This window comes from Pseudomonas sp. Pseu.R1, from assembly GCF_045764065.1.
Taxonomy (GTDB): Bacteria; Pseudomonadota; Gammaproteobacteria; order Pseudomonadales; family Pseudomonadaceae; genus Aquipseudomonas.
The window spans coordinates 3,998,061-4,019,677 of record NZ_JBJGEE020000001.1 but is presented as its reverse complement, the minus strand read 5'-3'; the positions used below and the strand labels follow the sequence as shown (position 1 = coordinate 4,019,677).

The window sequence follows — 21,617 nt, the reverse complement described above, 5'->3', positions numbered from 1 at the left end:
CAGTCCGGCTTGCCGGCGGTGGCGATCATAAGGACGCCACCGCCGGCAAGCCGGACTGCTACAGGGGGAAGACACAAAAACGCTCAGCGCTTACTGGTGATACTGCGCCGACAACTCATGCACCGCATTGATGAACGCGCCTGCGTTGGCCGGATCGATTTCCGGCGTAATGCCGTGGCCCAGGTTGAAGACGTGACCGGTGCCGCTGCCATAGCTTTTGAGGATGTTGGCCACTTCCTGACGGATAGCCTGCGGGTTCGCATAGAGCACGGTAGGGTCCATGTTGCCTTGCAGGGCGACTTTGCTGCCGACGCGACGACGGGCTTCGCCGATGTCGCACGTCCAGTCCAGTCCCAGTGCGTCGGCGCCCGCGTCGGCGATGCTTTCCAGCCACAGGCCGCCGCCTTTTGTAAACAGGATCACCGGGACTTTACGACCTTCGTGTTCCCGGATCAGACCGCTGACGATCTTGCGCATGTACGCCAGAGAAAACTCCTGATAGGCCGCCGCCGAGAGGCTGCCACCCCAGCTGTCGAAAATCTGCACAGCTTGCGCGCCTGCGAGGATCTGGCCGTTCAGGTACGCGGTGACCGACTGCGCCAGCTTGTCCAGCAGCAGGTGCATGGCTTGTGGGTTGTCGTAGAGCATGGCCTTGGACTTGCGGAAGTCCTTGGACGAACCGCCTTCGACCATGTAGGTCGCCAAGGTCCACGGGCTGCCGGAGAAACCGATCAGTGGCACGCGGCCGTTGAGTTCACGACGAATGGTACTGACCGCGTCCATGACGTAACCCAGATCCTTTTGCGCATCAGGAATGGGCAGTGCTTCGATGTCGGCCACGGTGCTGACGGTTTTCTTGAAGCGCGGGCCTTCGCCGGTTTCGAAGTACAACCCCAGACCCATGGCGTCCGGCACGGTGAGGATGTCGGAGAACAGGATCGCTGCGTCGAGCGGGTAACGCTCGAGCGGCTGCAGAGTGACTTCACAGGCGAACGCCGGGTTCTTGCACAGGCTCATGAAATCCCCGGCCTTGGCGCGGCTGGCGCGGTATTCCGGGAGGTAGCGACCGGCCTGGCGCATCATCCACACAGGGGTGACGTCGACGGGTTGCTTGAGCAGGGCGCGAAGGAAACGGTCGTTCTTCAGGGCAGTCATGGCAGGATCCGGGAAAAAAGTGCGGGCATTTTCTCAGACACCAACGCAAAAGGCACGGTCAGTACCGTGCCTTTTGTCTATGGGGGCGATTTGTCGCAGCGTTGACACGCCTTCTAGGTAGCAACACGGCTTATCGGCGAGAGCGGTGCGCCAGTCTGTTACAGACACACCGCAACCGCCGGCAAGCCTTGCTGCTAAAGGGTGCGTGCCGCTTAGACGCCCAGGTAATCCAGAATCCCTTCAGCCGCATTACGGCCTTCAAAGATCGCAGTCACCACCAGGTCCGAACCGCGCACCATGTCACCACCGGCAAAGATTTTCGGGTTGCTGGTCTGATGCTTGAACTTGCCTTGCTCTGGTGCAATGACGCGACCCTGGCTGTCCATCTCGATGCCGTATTGTTCGAACCACGGCGCCGGGCTTGGGCGGAAACCGAACGCGATGACCACAGCGTCTGCCGGGATAATCTCTTCGGAACCCGGAATCGGCTCAGGGCTGCGACGGCCACGTGCATCAGGCTCGCCCAGACGGGTCTCGACCACTTTCACGCCTTCAACCTTGTCCTCGCCCACGATGGCGATCGGCTGGCGGTTGTAGAGGAACTTCACGCCTTCTTCTTTGGCGTTTTTCACTTCCTTGCGCGAACCCGGCATGTTTTCTTCGTCACGACGATAGGCACAAGTGACGGCCTTGGCGCCTTGGCGAATCGAGGTACGGTTGCAATCCATCGCGGTGTCACCACCGCCCAGCACCACGACCTTCTTGCCTTTCATGTCGACGAAATCTTCCGGCGACTTTTCAAAGCCAAGGTTGCGGTTGACGTTGGCGATCAGGAAATCCAGCGCATCGTGCACGCCCGGCAGGTCTTCGCCCGGGAAGCCGCCTTTCATGTAGGTGTAGGTGCCCATACCCATGAATACGGCATCGAACTCAGTCAGCAGTTGCTCGACGGTGATGTCCTTGCCGACTTCGGTGTTCAGGCGGAATTCGATACCCATGCCGGTGAATACTTCACGGCGGTTGCTCAGCACGCTCTTTTCGAGCTTGAACTCAGGGATGCCGAAGGTCAGCAGACCGCCGATTTCCGGGTTCTTGTCGAACACCACTGGCGTCACGCCACCGCGCACCAGCACGTCAGCGCAGCCCAGACCCGCCGGGCCTGCACCAATGATTGCCACGCGCTTGCCAGTTGGCACCACACGGGACATGTCCGGACGCCAGCCCATGGCGAACGCGGTGTCGGTGATGTACTTCTCCACCGAACCGATGGTCACTGCACCGAAACCGTCGTTCAGGGTGCACGCGCCTTCACACAGACGGTCCTGCGGGCACACACGGCCGCAGACTTCCGGCAGGGTGTTGGTCTGGTGCGACAGCTCGGCAGCCGCGAGGATGTTGCCCTCGGACACCAGTTTCAGCCAGTTGGGAATGAAGTTATGCACAGGGCATTTCCATTCACAGTACGGGTTGCCGCAACCCAGGCAACGGTGGGCCTGATCGGCCGATTGCTGGGGTTTGAAAGGTTCGTAGATTTCCACGAACTCTTTCTTGCGTTGACGCAGCAGTTTCTTCTTCGGATCTTTGCGCCCGACATCGATGAACTGGAAGTCGTTACTCAGACGTTCAGCCATTTGGAGCCTCTTCGCGGCAGCTTCGAGCGACACGCTTCAAGCTGCAAGAAAATCAAATTCGGTTTTGCACACGACGCTGCAAGCTTTGTGCTCAAAGCTTGCAGCGGTGGCTGCGTTATTGCGGGTTAGCGCGGGTGCTGGACAACAGCGACTTCAGGTTCGCGGCTTTTGGTTTCACCAGCCAGAAGCGGCGCAGGTAGTCATCCAGGTTTTCCCAGAGATTACGACCCCATTCGCTGTCGGTTTCCTTCACGTATTCCGCAAGCACGCTTTCCAGGTGGCTGCGATAGGCTTCCATCGCTTCACCGCTGATGCGCTGGATTTCAACCAGTTCGTGGTTGACCCGGTCAACGAAGGTATTGTCCTGATCGAGCACGTAGGCGAAACCACCGGTCATGCCGGAACCGAAGTTGTAGCCGGTCTTGCCCAGTACGCAGACGAAACCACCGGTCATGTATTCGCAGCAGTGGTCGCCAGTGCCTTCAACAACGGCGTGAGCGCCAGAGTTACGCACGCCGAAACGCTCGCCTGCGGTCCCTGCGGCAAACAGCTTGCCGCCGGTTGCGCCGTACAGACAGGTGTTACCGACGATGGCGCTGTCCTGGGTTTTGAACGGGCTGCCTTTTGGCGGCACGATCACCAATTTGCCTGCGGTCATGCCCTTACCGACGTAGTCGTTGGCGTCGCCTTCCAGGTACATGTTCAGACCACCGGCGTTCCACACGCCGAAGCTCTGACCGGCCGTGCCCTTGAAGCGGAAGGTCACAGGCGCATCTTTCATGCCCTGGTTGCCGTGCAGCTTGGCGATTTCACCAGAAATACGTGCGCCGATAGAGCGGTCGCAGTTGCAGATATCCAGCTCGTACTCGCCGCCGCTCTTCGACTCGATGGCCGCCTTGGCCATCTCGACCATTTTCTCGGCCAGCAGGCCCTGGTCGAACGGTGGGTTGCGGTCGACCAGGCTGAACTGAGGTTTGTCAGCCGGGATGTGATCGCTGCCCAGCAACGGGGTCAGGTCCAGGTGCTGCTGCTTCTCGGTCTCGCCCGGCAGGATGTCCAGCAGGTCGGTACGACCGATCAGCTCTTCCAGCGAGCGCACGCCCAGCTTGGCCAGCCATTCGCGGGTTTCTTCCGCCACGTAGGTGAAGAAGTTGATCACCATGTCGACGGTGCCGATGTAGTGATCCTTGCGCAGCTTGTCGTTCTGAGTCGCAACACCGGTAGCGCAGTTGTTCAGATGGCAGATACGCAGGTATTTACAGCCCAGCGCGATCATGGGTGCAGTACCGAAGCCGAAGCTTTCGGCGCCGAGGATCGCAGCCTTGATCACGTCCAGACCGGTTTTCAGACCGCCGTCGGTCTGTACCCGGACCTTGCCGCGCAGGTCGTTACCACGCAGGGTCTGGTGGGTTTCGGCCAAGCCGATTTCCCACGGGGCGCCCGCGTATTTGATCGACGACAGTGGCGATGCACCGGTACCGCCGTCATAGCCGGAAATGGTGATCAAGTCCGCGTAGGCCTTGGCTACACCGGCAGCAATGGTGCCGACGCCCGCTTCTGCCACCAGCTTGACCGAAACCAGCGCCGACGGGTTGACCTGCTTGAGGTCGAAAATCAGCTGCGACAAGTCTTCGATCGAGTAGATGTCGTGGTGTGGTGGAGGCGAAATCAGGGTCACGCCCGGCACTGCGTAACGCAGCTTGGCGATCAGACCGTTGACCTTGCCGCCTGGCAGTTGACCGCCCTCGCCCGGCTTGGCGCCTTGAGCGACCTTGATCTGCAACACGTCCGCGTTGACCAGATACTCCGGCGTCACACCGAAACGACCGGTCGCGATCTGTTTGATCTTTGAACTACGAATGGTGCCGTAACGCGACGGATCTTCACCGCCCTCACCGGAGTTGGAACGAGCGCCCAGGCGGTTCATCGCCTCGGCCAGTGCTTCGTGAGCTTCCGGCGACAATGCGCCCAGCGAGATACCCGCCGAGTCGAAACGCTTGAGGATCGCTTCCAGTGGCTCGACCTCATCAATGCTCATCGGTGTGTCGAGTTCTTTGACTTTGAACAGGTCACGAATCATTGACACCGGACGGTTGTCCACCAGTGCGGTGTATTCCTTGAACTTGGCGTAGTCGCCCTGCTGCACAGCGGCTTGCAGCGTCGCCACTACGTCAGGGTTGTAGCCGTGGTATTCGCCGCCGTAGACGAACTTCAGCAGGCCGCCTTGCTGGATTGGCTTGCGCGGACTCCAGGCTTCGACGGACAGGGCTTTCTGTTCGGCTTCGATGTCGACGAAACGCGCGCCCTTGATGCGGCTTGGCACACCACGGAAGCTCAGCTCGCAGACTTCTTCGGACAGGCCGATGGCCTCGAACAGCTGCGCGCCACGGTACGAGCCGATAGTCGAGATGCCCATCTTCGACAGGATCTTGAGCAGCCCCTTGGTGATGCCTTTGCGGTAGTTCTTGAACACTTCGTACAGGTCGCCCAGCACTTCGCCGGTACGGATCAGGTCGCCCAGCACCTCGTACGCCAGGAACGGATACACCGCCGAAGCACCGAAGCCAATCAGGACGGCGAAATGATGCGGATCGCGAGCGGTCGCGGTCTCGACCAGAATGTTGCTGTCGCAGCGCAGGCCTTTTTCGGTCAGGCGGTGGTGCACCGCACCGGTGGCCAGCGAGGCGTGGATCGGCAGCTTGCCCGGCGCAATGTGACGGTCGCTCAGCACGATCTGGGTACGACCGGCACGCACAGCCTCCTCCGCCTGATCAGCGACGTTACGCACGGCCGCTTCCAGGCCAACGCTTTCGTCGTAGTTCAGGTCAATGACCTGACGATCAAAGCCTTCACGCTCCAGGTTCATCAGCGCACGCCACTTGGCAGGCGAAATGACCGGCGAACTGAGAATCACGCGGGAAGCGTGCTCAGGGGATTCCTGGAAGATGTTGCGCTCGGCACCGAGGCAGACTTCCAGCGACATGACGATGGCTTCACGCAGCGGGTCGATCGGCGGGTTGGTGACCTGCGCAAACTGCTGACGGAAGTAGTCGTATGGCGTGCGAACACGACGCGACAGCACGGCCATTGGCGTGTCGTCACCCATGGAGCCAACGGCTTCCTGACCTTGCTCGCCCAACGGACGCAGCACCTGATCGCGTTCCTCGAACGTGACCTGGAACATCTTCATGTACTGCTTGAGCTGATCCTGGTTATAGAACGCCGAACCGTGGTCGTGGTCTTCCAGGGTCGCTTGAATGCGCAGCGCGTGCTTGCGCAGCCATTGCTTGTAGGGATGGCGCGACTTCAGACGGCTGTCGATGGCGTCGGTATCGAGGATCTGGCCGGTTTCGGTGTCCACGGCAAAGATCTGACCCGGCCCGACACGGCCTTTGGCGATGACGTCTTCCGGGGTGTAGTTCCACACGCCGATTTCCGACGCCAGGGTGATGTAGCCGTTCTTGGTAGTGACCCAGCGCGCCGGACGCAGACCATTACGGTCGAGCAGGCAGACCGCATGGCGGCCTTCGGTCATCACGATACCGGCCGGGCCGTCCCACGGCTCCATGTGCATGGAGTTGAATTCGTAGAACGCACGCAGATCCGGGTCCATGGTCTCGACGTTCTGCCACGCTGGCGGCACCAGCATGCGCACGCCACGGAACAGGTCGATACCGCCGGTCACCATCAACTCCAGCATGTTGTCCATGCTCGAAGAGTCGGACCCCACGCGGTTGACCAGCGGACCCAACTCGTCCAGCACCATCAAGTCGTTGGCGAACTTGGTGCGACGGGCCTGCGCCCAGTTGCGGTTACCGGTAATGGTGTTGATCTCGCCGTTATGGGCGAGGAAGCGGAATGGCTGAGCCAGCGGCCATTTCGGCAGGGTGTTGGTCGAGAAGCGCTGGTGGAACACGCAGATCGCGGTCTGCAGACGTTCGTCGCCCAGGTCTGGATAGAATGCCGTGAGGTCACGCGGCATCATCAGACCTTTATAAATGATGGTCTTGTGCGAAAAGCTGCAGATGTAGTGGTCGGTGTCGGCGGCGTTGGCCACGGACGAGCGACGACGGGCACAGAACAGCTTGATCGCGAATTCCTGATCGCTCAGGCCTTCACCGCCGATGAACACCTGCTCGATCTTCGGCAGACGCTCCAGTGCCAGACGGCCCAGAACGCTGGTGTCGATGGGCACCTGGCGCCAGCCGATCACGGTCAGACCTTCAGCCAGGATCTCGCGATTCATATTCTCGCGGGCAGCTTCGGCCTTGGCGTCGTCCTGGTTCAGGAACACCATGCCCACGCAATACTGGCGCGGCAGCTCGACGCTGAATTGTTCTTTTGCGACAGCGCGCAAGAACGTGTCGGGTTTTTGCATCAACAGCCCGCAACCGTCACCGGTCTTGCCGTCGGCGTTGATCCCACCGCGGTGGGTCATGCAGGTCAGGGCTTCGATAGCCGTTTGCAACAGATGATGACTGGGTTCGCCTTGCATATGGGCAATCAAGCCGAAACCGCAGTTATCCTTGAACTCTTCTGGTTGGTACAGACCTGCTTTCATAGACACATTCTCACCAGGCTGCCTCTTGGCGAGGCAAATTTCTTTTCAATTCAACCATTTACCGTCCACGCTGAACGTACGCCAGCTTTGCGGGAGCAAAAGGGAGGTCATTGTACACACCGACACAAAGCCTCACAAATTTTGCGACGAAACGTCGAAAATTCATGTCGCATTTATGAAAGGTTTTACAGCGATTCTCGTGCTAGCCAGAGCTTTGTTGCGAGTCTGACCAAAGAGAGCCCGAAGTTCAATGGGCGTCTGAGACGCAGACACCGCAAGGCGCGCTGCTCATTGGCAGCACGCTCATGCGCGATTTCGGGGGAGCTAACTGCGCGACCCGGATAAGGTCGCGACATCATCAGCGAGCGGCAGCGAGTTCCTGTTGGATACTGCCGACAGTGCGAGGCCAAGGTTTACCAGCCTGAACCTTCGCTGGCAAGTTCTTGATAGCGGCAAGTGCAGCATTGCGGTCGGTAAAACTGCCGTAGGTGACCACGTACAGCGGCTTGCCTTGCAGGGTTTTCTTGAAGTACCGGTACTCGGCACCCTGCTCTTTCACGTAATTCTGCGCAGTGGCTTCGGAGCTTGTGCCCAGAATCTGCACCACGAAATGCGTAGGCGCCTGACCGGCGTACCAGCCACCACCGGATGCCGCAGGCGCTGCGGCAGCGGGCTTGGCGGCAGGTGCTGGTGCAGGCTTGGCAGTTGCGACCTGAGTCGGTGCTGGCGCGGGTTTGGCCGCTGGAGCAGGCGCAGGCTTAGGTGCAGCGGGTGCTGGCGCCGGACGCGGCGTTGGCACCTGGGTTTGTGCCTGCGCCATGGACGGCGCTGGGCCTGCCGCAGCACCCGCAGGTGGCGCGGTGGTCGTCACGGTAGGCGGTTGCAGCGGCTGATTGGCTGCAGGGCCGCCGTCTTCGCCGTCGCCTTCGCCCGAACCCGCCGCTTCAGCCAATGGGCCGCGCATGACAGGTTGCGAATTACCGACCAACGGTAGCGGCATCGGCTGCGAGTTACCGGCGAACTCGATAGCCGGGCCACCGTTGTTCGATTGCTGGGCAGGCGTCTGGCCCTGGCCCAGAGGCAGTTGAGCCTGGGAGTTGGCCGGTGCAGTCGGCGCCGTGCCGCGCCCCGGAATCAACACAGCCGCCAATACCGCAGCAGCCACTACCCCACCCAAAGCCAACACGTGTTTCTTAGGCATTTTGAACCCCATACTTGGACGCTTGACCGCAGAGCGGCTGGCGATCATGGCTTCGATCATCGAGTCGCGCGCGACCTGGTTGATCGCGCCCGGCCATCCATTGGACTGCTCGTGGATATCGGCGATCTGCTCGGCACTGAAAACCTCGATGCCTTGCCCCGCGCCTTCCAGACGCTGCGCCAGATACTCACGGGTTTCTTCTTCTGTATACGGTGCCAGCTCGATAACGTGGAAGCGCTCTCCCTCGGTACCACTCTCGGCGCACAGTTGATCCAGACGATCGATAATCGAAGCCTCGCCGAACAGGAAGACATGCGGACGACCTTCCGGTGTGCCCGCCGCCAATCCCAACAACGCTTCGAGTGCCGTTTCGCCCAGTTGTTCGGCGTCGTCCACCAATACGTAGACTTCCTGACCGGTCAGGGCCAGTTGCACGACCTGCGAAAGAATCGCGCGCATTTCCGGTTGATCGACGTTCAGCGCCTGAGCCACCTGACGCAGCACGCCAGAGGCATCACCCGCGCCACGGGCCGAAACGACCACGCTTTGTACCGACTGCTTGTTGGTGCTCGCCACCAGCGCCTGACGCAACAGCGTCTTGCCGCTACCGTGAGGGCCGGTAACCAGCAACAGCAGCTCACTGTAACGGGCCAGATGGTGCAACTGACCCAGTACAGGCTTGCGCTGGGCAGGGAAGAACTTGAAGCCGGGGACCCGCGTGGCAAAAGGGTCATGACTCAACTGGTAATGACCGAGGAAGGCCTCATCGGCGTGCAAACTAGTCATGGATTTATCATTAACCTCTAAGCTGATCCACCAAGGCGCGGTAGTCCGCAACCAATGTGGCCTGTAAAACTTCTTTTGGATATTCGTCAGTCACCACTGCCTCGCCCATACGGCTCAACAACACCAGACGCAGACGACCGTCGATCACCTTCTTGTCCACCGCCATGTGCTCAAGGAAATGCTCAGGCGTCATGTCTTCAGGCGGCACGACCGGCAAACCGGCCCGCTGAAACAGACGAATACCACGATCCCGTTCCTGCTCACTGATCCAGCCCATACGCGCCGACATTTCCAGCGCCATGACCGTACCTGCCGCAACCGCCTCGCCATGCAGCCAGACGCCATAGCCCATGTGGGTTTCGATGGCGTGGCCGAAGGTGTGGCCCAGATTCAATGTCGCGCGTACGCCCGACTCACGCTCATCCGCACCGACCACAGCAGCCTTGGCCGCACAGGAGCGCTCGATGGCGGTCGTCAGGGTGGCCTGATCCAGTGCGCGAAGCTTGTCCATATTGTCTTCGAGCCATGTCAGGAATGGTTCGTCACAAATCAGACCGTATTTGATGACCTCAGCCAGCCCCGCCGACAGCTCGCGTTCAGGCAGGGTACTCAGGGACAGCGTGTCGATCAGCACGGCATTGGGCTGATAGAACGCGCCCACCATGTTTTTGCCCAGCGGATGGTTGATGCCGGTCTTGCCACCCACCGAAGAGTCCACTTGCGACAGCAGTGTGGTCGGAATCTGGATGAAGTCGACACCGCGCTGATAGCAGGCAGCCGCAAAACCGGCCATGTCACCGATGACGCCGCCGCCCAAGGCGATCACCGTCGTGCGACGGTCGTGACGAGCGGTCAGCAAGGCATCGAAGATGAGTTGCAGGGTTTCCCAGTTCTTGAAGGCTTCGCCGTCGGGAAGCACGATCGGCAGAACGTTGTAACCGGCCAGTGTCTTGGTCAGGCGCTCGATGTACAGCGGCGCAACGGTGCTGTTGGAAACAATCGCGACCTGTTTGCCAGCGATATACGGCGTCAGCAGCTCAGGCCGATCCAGCAAGCCCTCGCCAATATGAATCGGGTAGCTACGTTCGCCGAGCTCGACCTTGAGTGTCTGCATGTGTCCCCACACTGTTCTGACAATTGGATGCCTGTTCGACACGAAAGCGTCGATACGGACCATGGCGCAGGGCCATTCGGCGACCCTGCTTTTTATGGTCGCCGAGGATAGCGCATTTCTGCCTGCGCTTTAACGGGGGGGAAGCTCGGCCAACAGGGCGAGAATGTCCTGCACGACCATACGAGGTGGCCGCTCATCGGTTTCGATGATGACATCGGCGATTTCGCGGTACAGCGGATCGCGAATGGCCAACAAGTCTCGCAGGACCCGAGCCGGGTCAGCGGTGCGCAAAAGTGGCCGATTACGGTCACGAGACGTACGCCCGACCTGCTGCTCGACGGACGCATGCAAATAGACCACCCGTCCGCCCGCGTGCAGAGTTCGACGGTTTTCTTCACGCATGACCGCGCCGCCACCCGTTGCGAGCACGACGCCATCATAGGCGCACAGCTCGGCAATCATGGCAGCTTCACGTTCACGAAAGCCTGCTTCACCTTCCTTGTCGAAAATCCACGGGATATTGGCCCCCGTTCGCTGTTCGATTTCCTTGTCAGAATCCTTGAACGGCAGTCGCAGCTCTTTGGCCAGCAAACGGCCGATGGTGCTTTTGCCAGCCCCCATCGGCCCCACAAGTATTAAATTTCGCACAGAATCAACGACTCACAGCAATCGCCTGGTTGTTCATGATACGCGGAGTGAGGAACACCAGCAGCTCGGATTTCGATTCCGTGACCACATCCCGCCGGAAAAGGCGGCCAACATACGGCACATCGCCCAAATAGGGCACCTTGTCGACGACTTTATTCTGCGTATTGGAGAAAACGCCGCCGATCACGATGGTCTCTCCGTCAGAAACCAATACCTTGGCGTTGACCTCGTTTTTCTTGATCGGCGGTACGCCCAATACGGTATTGACGTAGTCAGGCTCGTCCTTGGTGACCTTCACTTCCATGATGATACGGTTGTCCGGCGTGATCTGCGGGGTCACCTCCAGGGAGAGCGAGGCCTCCTTGAACGACACCGACGTCGCACCGCTGGAACTCGCTTCCTGATACGGCACTTCAGTGCCTTTCAGGATTTTCGCCGTTTCCTTGTCCGAGGTGACGACTTTCGGCTGCGAAACCACTTCACCGTTGCCGGTCTTCTCCATGGCAGTCAGTTCGAGGTCAAGAATCGTGTTGTTGGTCAGGAAGCCCAGACCGATGGACGATGTCGGGTCGCTGACACCCAGATCGACATAAGGGCCGTTGGTGTTGCCAGCGCCGGTCACCGTGCCGCTACCGCCGGTGGTGAAGTTACCGCTCGTTTTCGAGCCACCCCAACGCACGCCCAGCGACTTGTCGTAGTCAACGTTGGCCTCGACGATTCGCGCCTCGATCATCACCTGACGCACCGGGATGTCCAGTTGGGACACGATACGGCGCAACTCGTCCAGACGATCCTGTGTCTGGTAGGCAATGATGTTGTTGGTGCGCTCATCCACGGTGATCGAGCCACGCTCCTGTTCCTTGGATTCGGCACTGGTCACCGACTGGAACAGCTTGGCGATGTCGGCAGCCTTGGCGTAGTTCACTTGCAATAATTCGCGACGCAGCGGGGCCAATTCGGAAATCTGCTTCAGCGACTCCAGTTCCTGACGCTCGCGAGCAGCAATTTCATCTGCCGGGGCAACGAGCAGCACGTTACCCACTTTGCGCTTGTCCAGGCCCTTGGTTTTCAGCACCAGATCCAGTGCCTGGTCCCAGGGCACGTTTTGCAGGCGCAACGTGATGCCGCCTTGAACCGTGTCACTGGCCACCAGGTTGAGGTTGGTGAAGTCGGCGATCAGTTGCAGCACAGAACGCACATCGATGTCCTGGAAATTCAGCGACAGTTTCTCGCCGGTGTACACCAGCTTGTCGGCATTGCGACGGGCGACATCTTCATTAGTCAAGGGACGCACGCTGATGGTCAGCTTGTTGTCCGTTTGGTAGGCCGAGTAATCGAACGCACCGGACGGCTCGATGGAGATGCTGGTTTTGTTGCCCGTGACGCTGGAATTGACGAACTGCACAGGAGTCGCGAAATCTTTCACGTCCAGACGAACACGCAGAGGATCAGGTAGCTGAGTATTGGCGAAATCGACACGAATCTTGCCGCCCTGCTCCTGGATGTCCGGCGCGATGGTCGGATCGCTCAACTCGATGACCACGTTGCCTTCGCCCAGCTCGCCGCGCTGGAAGTCGACGTTACGCACCGATCTTGGCCCGGGCGCATAAGAGCGCGCAGCAGGTTTGGCCTGCCCACCGTTCGCCGTAACAGGCGGCACGCTTACACGGGGCGCGCCCTTAGCAGTGCTCGGCTGAGACCCTTGGGCAGCGGTCGCGCCCTGACCCACAACCACGAACAAATTGTTACCTTCCACACGCGAACTGTACGGCGCCAGCGTCGTCAGGTTGATGATCACACGGGTGCGATCCTTGGCCTCGACGACTACGACGCTGCGCGCATTCCCGGTGCCAAGGTCACGGCTCTTGGTGCCCAACTGGCTGGTCACACCCGGCAAATCCAGTGCAATGCGCGCCGGTTGCTCGGTGGTGTAGCCCCGCGGCGCCGCCACCGGACCGTCGAAGGACAGTTTCAACTCGACCCGATCTCCCGGCAATGCGGCCACATCGAGTGTCTTGAGATTGGCCGCCTGGAGAATCGGTGAAAGCATCGCCATCCATAGCGATACGCCGATAATCGAAAGAATCCTGGTCATGTTCACATTCCACCACTGTGCCAATTCGAAGGTGTATCGCTTGCTGTTCGTCTTCATGAGCGTTCTTTCAGGGAAATGCTGCGCGGCCGCTCAAGCCAGGCTCCCTCTCCATCTGGAACGATTTCTATCACCTGCACGGCCGATTCGGTGATCGACACGATGCGGCCGTCATTGCGCCCCAGATAGTCACCCACCTTGACCCGATGAACCCCACCGGCACCGCGTAACAGTGCAAACATCCCGGTTTCGTTGCTCAACGTACCGACCATTTCGAAGCCGTCGATATTAAAGCCTTCCAGGAACTGTTTGACCCGGGTCGGATCGGGCTGCACCAGACGCGAACCTTTCTGGCGATTGACCAGATCGACCTTGATCGGCGGCTGAAACGGGCTACGCAGGCTCGCCGCTGCATAGGTGAACGCCTCATACGGCCTGAACTTGGGCATAGGCTCGATGGCACCGGCCGGGCGCGCCCGCACTTGCGCCATGAACTGCTTCAGATCGTCGAACTCGCTGGAACTGTCACAACCGGCCAGGGCCACCAACGTGACGCCCATGCACAACCAATGCACGGCCCTCATTTCGCCTGTCCTTTGTTATCAGTGGTTGAAAGCCCCTTGTCGTTGTAGCGATAGGTCTTGGCGAGAATGCTCATGCGCAGCTTTCAAGGGGACTTGGCGTCCACCGGTTTGATTTCGAAATCGTGCAACGTGACGATACGCGGCAGGCTGGCAACACCGCTGACGAAGGTCGCCAGATCGTGATAGCCGCCTGTCACCGTGATCTGGATGGGCAATTCGATATAGAACTGCTGGGCTGCCTCCGGCAACAGCTTGATTTCCTCGAACTCCAGCCCGCTGCCCAGCCCGGTCCGGGTGATGTCTTCCAGCAGGCCGGGGACTTCAGTGTCACTCGGCAGTTGGCGTAACAACGCACCGAAGGTGTTTTCCATCTCGACCATCTGCGCTTTGTAGGCCGGCAGGTTCGCCGCCTGAAACGCCTTGGTAGAGAACTGCTCCTTCAACGCATTTTCGTCATTACGCGCCTGATCCAGCTGCGTTTGCATGTCCTGAATGTAGAAAAAGTATCCGCCCGCTAACACCAACACCAGCAACAAGGCGCCCACGATGGTCTTGGCAGCGGCAGGCCATGAGCCCAGATTGTTGACGTCCAGGTCGTTGATGTCGATCTTGCGCAGGCTGTCCAGCCATTCATTCACATTCATGGCTTGCCCCCCTTCTCGACCGGATCAACCGCAGGTTGCGTCTGACGCACGGTCAACTGGAACGAGTTGGACTGATCCGCCGAACCGGCTGCACTGTTGGCCTTCACCTCCGTCAGACTGGGCGACTCCAGCCAGTCAGACGCTTCCAGATTGCGCAGCAGATCCGATACACGGTTGTTCGATTCGGCTGCCCCGGAAATGCTGATCAGCTTGTCGGTCATCTTCACTTCATTGAAATACACGCCATCGGGCAGCGTGCGGGCCAGTTGATCGAAAATCCTGCCGATGATCGGGCGGTTGCCCTGCAAGTCCTGAATGATCTTCATCCGCTCCAGCAGTTGTTTGCGCCGCGCCTTTAGCTCGCTGATCTCTTTGATCCGGGCATCGAGCTGGACAATTTCGGTCTTGATGAACTGGTTACGCGCGTTCTGGTGATTGATCGCGCTGCTCAGGTATTGATCAGCCAGGAAGATCGCACCGACACCTGCTACCAGCACGCCCGCCAGCGACAGCAGAAAGCGCTTCTTGCGCTCTTCGCGCAGTTGTTCACGCCAGGGAAGTAAGTTGATCCGTGCCATCAGTCGAAGCTCCTCAACGCCAGACCACAGGCGATCATCAATGCAGGGGCGTCACTGGCCAGCGCACCGGCGTTGACCTTGGCACTCAGCGCCATATCGGCGAAAGGGTTGGCGACCATGGTGGGCGTTCCGAGACGCTCCTGGATCAAGCGATCAAGCCCTGCGATGGACGCCGTTCCACCCGCCAGCATGATGTAGTCGACACGGTTGTACTGACCGGCGGCAAAGAAGAACTGCAAGGATCGGGAGACCTGCTGAACCACGGCGTCCTTGAACGGCTGCAACACTTCGAGGGTGTAGTCGTCCGGCAAACCGCCCTGTTTCTTCGCAAGACCGGCTTCGCCTTGAGACAGGCCATAGCGGCGCTGGATTTCTTCAGTCAATTGACGTCCGCCGAACAATTGCTCGCGGGTGTAGATGATGCGGCTGTTGTGCAGCACGCTCAGGGTGGTCATGGTGGCGCCGATGTCGATCACCGCCACCGTCAGTTGATCGTGCCCCTGCCCCAACTGGGCAGACAGCAGGCCGAACGAGCGCTCAAGGGCATAGGCTTCGACGTCGACGACGCGGGCCGTGAGATTGGCCAGTGCGAGCGCTGCCTCGCGCACTTCGACGTTTTCCTTGCGGCAGGCGGCGAGCAAGACTTCCACGCGCTCAGGGTTACGAGCCGAATAGCCTTGCACTTCGAAATCGATGGCGACTTCTTCCAGCGGATAAGGGATGTACTGGTCGGCTTCGATCTTGAGCTGGTTTTCCATCTCGTCATCGGAAAGCCCGGCGTCCATCTCGATGGTCTTGGTGATGACCGCCGACCCCGCCACGGCAACCGCCGCGATTTTGACGTTGGTCTTGGCCTTGGTCAGCACGCGCGTCAATGCATTGCCGACTCCTTCCAGTTCGGCGATGTTTTTCTCGACCACTGCATTGGGCGGCAGCGGCTCGACCGCGTAAGACTCGACCTTGTAGCGGGCACCGGAACGACTCAATTCAAGAAGCTTTACCGAGGTGGAGCTTATATCGATCCCTAGAAGGGTATTGGCCTTCTTACTGAAGAGTTCGAACACAACCGATTCCCTATGCGTTTCCGTCACTTACGGATATTTTTTTGTCCAACAACACAGCCGACAGCCTTGACAGTAGCGCAAATAACGCTCGACGACGAAAAATGCTTATAATGCCGAGCGTTTTTTTCGTGTTGCAAAGCTTCAAGGCGTGTTCATTTGTAAATGCCTGCGCTTAACCCATTCTTTTTTCTGGAAATCCAAAAGCCTTGATACGCCTGCTGAAGTTTTTCTGGTGGTCCCTTGTCGCTATCGTCTGCGGCCTGTTGCTCGGCCTGAGCGGCGCATTTCTCTATCTGTCGCCAAATCTGCCCTCGGTCGATGCGCTGCGCAACATCCAATTGCAGATTCCGCTGCGCGTGTTCAGCAGCGACGGCAAGCTGATTGCAGAGTTTGGCGAAATGCGCCGTTCTCCTATCCGTTTCGCCGAAATTCCGCCCAATTTCATCAGCGCCCTGCTGTCTGCCGAAGACGACAACTTCGCCAACCACTACGGCGTCGACCCCAGCAGCCTGATGCGCGCCGCCAGCCAGCTGGTCAAGAGCGGTCACATTCAGTCCGGCGGCTCGACCATCACCATGCAGGTCGCCAAGAACTATTTCCTGACCAGCGAGCGTAGCTTCTCAAGGAAAACCACCGAGATTCTCCTGGCCTTGCAAATCGAGCGCCAACTCACCAAAGACGAAATTCTTGAGCTTTACGTCAACAAGATCTACCTGGGCAACCGGGCATACGGCATCGAGGCCGCCGCACAGGTTTACTATGGCAAATCCATTCGCGACCTGAGCGTTGCCCAGATGGCGATGATCGCCGGTCTGCCGAAGGCACCGTCACGATTCAACCCACTGGCCAACCCGGTGCGCGCCAAAGAGCGTCGCGACTGGATTCTGGGTCGCATGTTCAAACTGGGCAAAATCGACCAGAACACGTACCAGACCGCCCTCGCCGAGCCGATCAACGCCAGCTATCACGTTCAGAGCCCTGAAGTGAATGCGCCGTACATCGCCGAAATGGCCCGCGCCGAGATGGTCGGGCGCTACGGCAGCGAAGCCTACACAGAAGGCTTCCGTGTCACCACCACCGTGCCAAGCAATCTTCAGGAAGATGCGAACAAAGCGGTCACAGACGGTCTGATCGAATACGACCAGCGCCATGGCTATCGCGGCCCGGAAAGCCGCTTCCCCGGCCTGACCCACGATGCCTGGGTTCAGGAACTGACCAAGCAGCGCCCGATCAGTGGCCTTGAGCCGGCCATCGTCAGCCAGGTCGACAAGAACGGCATTCGCGTCCTGACCCGCAACGGCGAGAAAGAAGAGACCGTGTCGTGGGACAGCATGAAATGGGCGAAGGCCTTCTTGAACACCAACAGTGTCGGCCCGAATCCGAAGCAGCCATCGGACGTCGCCCACGTCGGCGATCTGGTGCGCGTGCAGCGTCAACCGGACAACTCACTGAAGTTCAGCCAGATCCCGCAAGCTCAGAGCGCGCTGGTCTCGCTCGATCCGCACAACGGTGCGATTCGGGCGCTGGTCGGCGGTTTTGCCTTCGAGCAGAGCAACTACAACCGCGCCATGCAGGCCAAGCGTCAGCCGGGCTCCAGCTTCAAGCCGTTCCTGTACTCCGCAGCGCTGGATAACGGCTACACCGCCGCCAGCCTGGTGAACGACGCACCGATCGTGTTCGTCGACGAAGCCGTGGACAAGGTCTGGCGTCCGAAGAACGACACCGGCACCTTCCTCGGCCCGATCCGCCTGCGCGAAGCGCTGTACAAGTCGCGCAACCTGGTGTCGATCCGCCTCCTGCAAAGCCTGGGGGTCAACACCGCGATCAACTACATCACGCGATTTGGCTTCAACAAGCAGGACTTGCCGCCGAACCTGTCACTGGCACTGGGCACTGCAACCCTGACGCCGATGGAAATCGTCAGCGGCTGGAGCACCTTTGCGAACGGTGGTTACAAGGTCAGCCCATACCTGATCGACAAGGTTGAGGATCGCGAAGGCAAAACCCTGTTCGTCGCCAACCCACCGACCGTTCCGGCCAATGACCCGAACCCGAAAGCAGTCAATGAGGCACTGGTCGGGGACGCGACGAGCTATGCCGCCCCAGAAACCCCGGCCCTGACTGCAAACACCGTGCAGAACGCCCTCGATACCAACGGCGCGCCGCCTGCACCTGCGGTCGCACCCCGCATCGTAGATGGCCGTACCACATACATCCTCAACAGCATGTTGCAGGACGTGATCAAGCGCGGCACCGGTCGGCGTGCGCTGGCAATGAACCGCCCGGACATCGCGGGCAAGACCGGTACGACCAACGACTCGAAGGACGCCTGGTTCTCCGGCTATAACGGCGATTACGTGACCACGGTCTGGACAGGCTTCGATCAGCCTGAAAGCCTGGGCCGCCATGAGTTCGGTGGTACGGTCGCACTTCCGATCTGGATGAACTACATGAGCGCCGCGCTCAAGGGCAAGGCTCCCCATGAACAGGCCGAACCGGATGGCATTCTCAGCCTGCGCATCGACCCGGTCAGCGGCCGCTCGGCCACGCCAAGCACGGCAGGCGCGTTCTTTGAACTGTTCAAGAGCGAAGACACACCGCCTAGCGTGAACGAACTGAACGGCAGCCCCGCTCCAGGCAGCCCACTGCCAGCGGATGAGTCAGCGCCGATCGATTTGTTCTGACACCGCGCAAACCCTGCGGGAGCTTCGCCACCAAGGCGGCTCCCACAAACTCCGCGCCGTTCATGAATCCATGGTTCGACACGCATCACTGTGGAAGCCGGCTTGCTGGCGAATGCGGTGAGTCATTCAATGCTGTGGTTGTCTGACATACCGTTTTTGCCAGCAAGGCGGCTCCCACAGGGCATGTATTTCAGTTAACGATTACGGAGACAAACAAAAAAGCCCTGCATATGCAGGGCTTTTGTTTACCGCTCGGCGATCAACCGTTGAACACTTGATCCACGCTGGTCAGCGGGTAGTGCTTCGGATACGGCTGGGTGGCCACTCCGCTTTCGATGGCGGCCTTGGCCACAGCATCGGAAACCACGGTCAGTAGACGTACATCCAGAGGCTTCGGAATGATGTACTCACGGCCGAATTCCAGCTTCACGCCACCGTAAGCATCGCTGACTTCCTTCGGAACCGGCAGTTTGGCCAGTTCACGCAGAGCGTTGGCAGCGGCGATCTTCATTTCTTCGTTGATGCGCTTGGCGCGAACGTCCAGAGCACCACGGAAGATGAACGGGAAGCCCAGTACGTTGTTGACCTGGTTCGGGTAGTCGGAACGACCGGTGGCCATGATCACGTCGCTGCGAGTGGCGTGAGCCAGCTCTGGCGAGATTTCCGGGTCCGGGTTCGAGCAGGCGAACACGATCGGGTTGGCCGCCATGGACTTCAGGCCTTCCGCGCTCAGCAGGTTCGGACCAGACAGACCCACGAACACGTCAGCGCCATCCAGCGCGTCGGCCAGAGTGCGCTTGTCGGTCGCGTGAGCGAACTGCGCCTTGTACTGGTTCAGATCGGTACGGCCGGAGTGAACCACGCCGTTACGATCGATCATGAAGATGTTTTCGATTTTCGCGCCCATGCTCACCAGCAACTTCATGCAGGAGATAGCGGCCGCACCAGCGCCCAGGCAGACGATCTTCGCCTCTTCCAGGGTTTTGCCAGCAATTTCCAGCGCGTTGATCATGCCTGCGGCGGTCACGATCGCGGTGCCGTGCTGGTCATCGTGGAAAACCGGGATGTCGCACTGTTCGATCAGCGCCTTTTCGATCTCGAAACACTCAGGTGCCTTGATGTCTTCCAGATTGATGCCGCCGAAGGTGATGGAAATGCGCTTGACGGTGTCGATGAAGGCTTGCGGGCTTTCCGAATCGACTTCGATGTCGAACACGTCGATACCGGCGAAGCGCTTGAACAGAACACCTTTGCCTTCCATGACCGGCTTGGAAGCCAGAGGGCCGAGGTTACCCAGGCCAAGGATCGCGGTGCCATCGGAAATGACAGCCACCAGGTTGCCTTTGCCGGTGTATTTATAAGCCAGCTCTGGGTCACGGCCGATTTCACGCACCGGCTCGGCGACGCCTGGGCTGTACGCCAGCGACAGATCGCGAGCAGTCGCGGTGGCTTTGGTGAGTTCTACGCTCAGTTTCCCAGGGCGAGGGTTGGCGTGGTATTCGAGCGCGGCAGTTTTCAAATCTGACATGGGGGCATTCCGCTTTTTTGCTGTTGGACAGACGGACCGACGAGCATACGCAAGTCAGAAAGTCCTAACAAGACTGCCGGGTCACCCGTGTCAAGGGGTCGCATCTACGACTTTCAGCGTAGAGCCGCGGAATACAAGGCCTATAGTGAAAACAATTACCAGCCTTAAATGTTCACAATTAGATACTTATTTTGTATTCAACATGGCCTGATGAGTGATCGGCATCATCCAGCGTGCCTGGCCCGATTTCAGCCCACCTCTGCGAGAACGATCAACGACCCAGCCCCGGGCCTCAATTTGTTGACCTTTCAGACGTTGCAATACCGCACTGTCGAATTGCCCGACAAGATTGGGTGCAATCCTTAGCACCAGCGCATCGCCAAATTCGATCCAGACGCCACCGCCATTGCGCTGCACATCTGTGACCCGGCCTGAAACCACTGCAAATCCGCCCGTGCTGATCTGATCGGGCGACTGAACCGGCGAGGTGCGCCACAGCCCCAATCCGGCCTGACGCGCTGTGTTTTCTGCGGCCTGTTGGCAGCCGACCAGCGCCACATTCGGCGCCACCGCCACCAGATAGCCCAACCCTTCCGAGAGCAATTGCGCCTCAAGGTTGGCGCCATTACGGCCATAAACGTTAGCGAGCGTGCGCCCATAGTGATCGGCAGCCTGCTCGCCGATCCGCAAACTGACCTGCCCATCACTTTCATCGACCAAGGCTTGCAAGCGACGCTTCGCGGCCTCGGCAAACGGCTGCGCGGACTGACCTTTTTTGCCAGTTTCTGGCGCATTGAGTCCAATCATGCGCACACTGCGTCCATCGCTCAGGCGCAAGGTATCGCCGTCGACGACGCGTTGAACCTGCGCTGTCGGTAGGGAGGCAGGCGCCGGACAAAGAGCCTGGGCGGTAGAAAGCCAAATCGCAGGCATAAAAAAGGCGCCCACAAGGGACGCCTTTTTGAACAGCCTGGAGTAGCTCGAAGAGCGGTCCAGATTCGCCATTCTTACTTCGCTTTAGCAGCGCCGAAAGCACCGAAACGCGATTTGAAGCGGTCAACACGACCACCTGCGTCCAGAGTCTTTTGCTTACCGGTGTAGAACGGGTGGCACTCGTTGCACACGTCCAGGCTCAGAGGCTTGGCCAGGGTGGAACGGGTTTTGATGACGTTGCCACAGCTGCAGGTTGCGTCAACGGCTTCGTAAACTGGATGGATATCAGCTTTCATGGATATTTCCTCAGGCTATCGTGCCGCCATCCAACACCATTGTTGAATACCGCACGGAATTAGGCCGCGCATATTAACAGACAACGCAAACCACGCAAGGGAACGTTTACACCGGCCG

14 protein-coding genes and 1 pseudogene are annotated in these 21,617 nt (G+C 59.4%); 1 reads left to right on the top strand and 14 read right to left on the bottom strand.

Annotation, left to right across the window (positions count from 1 at the left end):
- Positions 1-90: 90 nt before the first annotated feature.
- The 11 genes and pseudogenes from hemE to ACI5GA_RS18525 all read right to left on the bottom strand — a co-directional run bounded on the left by hemE (position 91) and on the right by ACI5GA_RS18525 (position 16,058).
- Positions 91-1,155, bottom strand: a complete 1,065-nt coding sequence (gene hemE, locus ACI5GA_RS18575) for a uroporphyrinogen decarboxylase (protein ID WP_421423730.1) — start codon at positions 1,153-1,155, stop codon at positions 91-93.
- A 212-nt stretch (positions 1,156-1,367) separates the two neighbouring features.
- Positions 1,368-2,786 carry an FAD-dependent oxidoreductase gene (locus ACI5GA_RS18570; protein ID WP_404636342.1) on the bottom strand — a complete coding sequence of 473 codons (1,419 nt, stop codon included), beginning with the start codon at positions 2,784-2,786 and terminating at the stop codon, positions 1,368-1,370.
- Between the two features lie 115 nt (positions 2,787-2,901).
- Positions 2,902-7,347, bottom strand: coding sequence for a glutamate synthase large subunit (gene gltB / locus ACI5GA_RS18565; RefSeq protein ID WP_421423728.1), 4,446 nt, complete (start codon positions 7,345-7,347; stop codon positions 2,902-2,904).
- 358 nt (positions 7,348-7,705) lie between these two features.
- Positions 7,706-9,334, bottom strand: a complete 1,629-nt coding sequence (locus tag ACI5GA_RS18560) for an AAA family ATPase (RefSeq protein WP_421423726.1) — start codon at positions 9,332-9,334, stop codon at positions 7,706-7,708.
- 10 nt (positions 9,335-9,344) lie between these two features.
- Positions 9,345-10,448, bottom strand: a complete 1,104-nt coding sequence (gene aroB, locus ACI5GA_RS18555) for a 3-dehydroquinate synthase (RefSeq protein WP_421423724.1) — start codon at positions 10,446-10,448, stop codon at positions 9,345-9,347.
- Positions 10,449-10,577: 129 nt separating this feature from the next.
- Complete coding sequence (gene aroK / locus ACI5GA_RS18550) at positions 10,578-11,096, bottom strand: shikimate kinase AroK (RefSeq protein WP_404636338.1); 519 nt, start codon at positions 11,094-11,096, stop codon at positions 10,578-10,580.
- A 4-nt stretch (positions 11,097-11,100) separates the two neighbouring features.
- The gene (gene pilQ / locus ACI5GA_RS18545; protein WP_404636337.1) at positions 11,101-13,191 is read right to left on the bottom strand and encodes a type IV pilus secretin PilQ; all 2,091 of its coding nucleotides are present in this window, start codon (positions 13,189-13,191) and stop codon (positions 11,101-11,103) included.
- 53 nt (positions 13,192-13,244) lie between these two features.
- Positions 13,245-13,772 carry a type 4a pilus biogenesis lipoprotein PilP gene (gene pilP / locus ACI5GA_RS18540; protein WP_404636336.1) on the bottom strand — a complete coding sequence of 176 codons (528 nt, stop codon included), beginning with the start codon at positions 13,770-13,772 and terminating at the stop codon, positions 13,245-13,247.
- An 86-nt stretch (positions 13,773-13,858) separates the two neighbouring features.
- Positions 13,859-14,416: pseudogene (pilO, locus tag ACI5GA_RS18535) on the bottom strand (type 4a pilus biogenesis protein PilO); the annotation flags it as partial.
- Positions 14,413-14,994 (bottom strand): PilN domain-containing protein, encoded by a 582-nt coding sequence (locus ACI5GA_RS18530; protein ID WP_404636334.1) that lies wholly within the window; start codon positions 14,992-14,994, stop codon positions 14,413-14,415. The pseudogene pilO and the gene ACI5GA_RS18530, both read right to left, overlap by 4 nt.
- The gene (locus ACI5GA_RS18525) at positions 14,994-16,058 is read right to left on the bottom strand and encodes a pilus assembly protein PilM (RefSeq protein WP_404636333.1); all 1,065 of its coding nucleotides are present in this window, start codon (positions 16,056-16,058) and stop codon (positions 14,994-14,996) included. Before ACI5GA_RS18525 ends, ACI5GA_RS18530 begins: the two co-directional genes overlap by 1 nt.
- A gap of 209 nt (positions 16,059-16,267) precedes the next feature.
- Between ACI5GA_RS18525 and ACI5GA_RS18520 the strand changes: the two genes are divergently transcribed.
- On the top strand, positions 16,268-18,742 hold the full coding sequence (locus tag ACI5GA_RS18520; protein ID WP_404636549.1) for a penicillin-binding protein 1A: 2,475 nt from the start codon (positions 16,268-16,270) through the stop codon (positions 18,740-18,742).
- A 259-nt stretch (positions 18,743-19,001) separates the two neighbouring features.
- Here ACI5GA_RS18520 and ACI5GA_RS18515 read toward each other — a convergent pair whose 3' ends face one another.
- From ACI5GA_RS18515 to rpmE, 3 genes are all read right to left on the bottom strand, one after another.
- Positions 19,002-20,270 (bottom strand): malic enzyme-like NAD(P)-binding protein, encoded by a 1,269-nt coding sequence (locus ACI5GA_RS18515; RefSeq protein WP_404636332.1) that lies wholly within the window; start codon positions 20,268-20,270, stop codon positions 19,002-19,004.
- A gap of 186 nt (positions 20,271-20,456) precedes the next feature.
- Positions 20,457-21,275, bottom strand: a complete 819-nt coding sequence (locus ACI5GA_RS18510) for a thermonuclease family protein (RefSeq protein WP_421423720.1) — start codon at positions 21,273-21,275, stop codon at positions 20,457-20,459.
- 2 nt (positions 21,276-21,277) lie between these two features.
- Entirely contained in the window at positions 21,278-21,499 is a 222-nt protein-coding gene (gene rpmE / locus ACI5GA_RS18505) for a 50S ribosomal protein L31 (protein ID WP_400731262.1), read from the bottom strand.
- Positions 21,500-21,617 lie beyond the last annotated feature (118 nt).

Excerpts from the sequence above, each read along its gene's own strand:
- pilQ (WP_404636337.1), bottom strand. The coding sequence starts at position 13,191 with ATGACCAGGATTCTTTCGATTATCGGCGTATCGCTATGGATGGCGATG.
- ACI5GA_RS18515 (WP_404636332.1), bottom strand. The coding sequence starts at position 20,270 with ATGTCAGATTTGAAAACTGCCGCGCTCGAATACCACGCCAACCCTCGC.
- rpmE (WP_400731262.1), bottom strand. The coding sequence starts at position 21,499 with ATGAAAGCTGATATCCATCCAGTTTACGAAGCCGTTGACGCAACCTGC.
- ACI5GA_RS18560 (WP_421423726.1), bottom strand. The coding sequence starts at position 9,334 with ATGACTAGTTTGCACGCCGATGAGGCCTTCCTCGGTCATTACCAGTTG.
- pilP (WP_404636336.1), bottom strand. The coding sequence starts at position 13,772 with ATGAGGGCCGTGCATTGGTTGTGCATGGGCGTCACGTTGGTGGCCCTG.
- hemE (WP_421423730.1), bottom strand. The coding sequence starts at position 1,155 with ATGACTGCCCTGAAGAACGACCGTTTCCTTCGCGCCCTGCTCAAGCAA.
- ACI5GA_RS18530 (WP_404636334.1), bottom strand. The coding sequence starts at position 14,994 with ATGGCACGGATCAACTTACTTCCCTGGCGTGAACAACTGCGCGAAGAG.
- ACI5GA_RS18570 (WP_404636342.1), bottom strand. The coding sequence starts at position 2,786 with ATGGCTGAACGTCTGAGTAACGACTTCCAGTTCATCGATGTCGGGCGC.
- ACI5GA_RS18510 (WP_421423720.1), bottom strand. The coding sequence starts at position 21,275 with ATGGCGAATCTGGACCGCTCTTCGAGCTACTCCAGGCTGTTCAAAAAG.
- aroB (WP_421423724.1), bottom strand. The coding sequence starts at position 10,448 with ATGCAGACACTCAAGGTCGAGCTCGGCGAACGTAGCTACCCGATTCAT.
- gltB (WP_421423728.1), bottom strand. The coding sequence starts at position 7,347 with ATGAAAGCAGGTCTGTACCAACCAGAAGAGTTCAAGGATAACTGCGGT.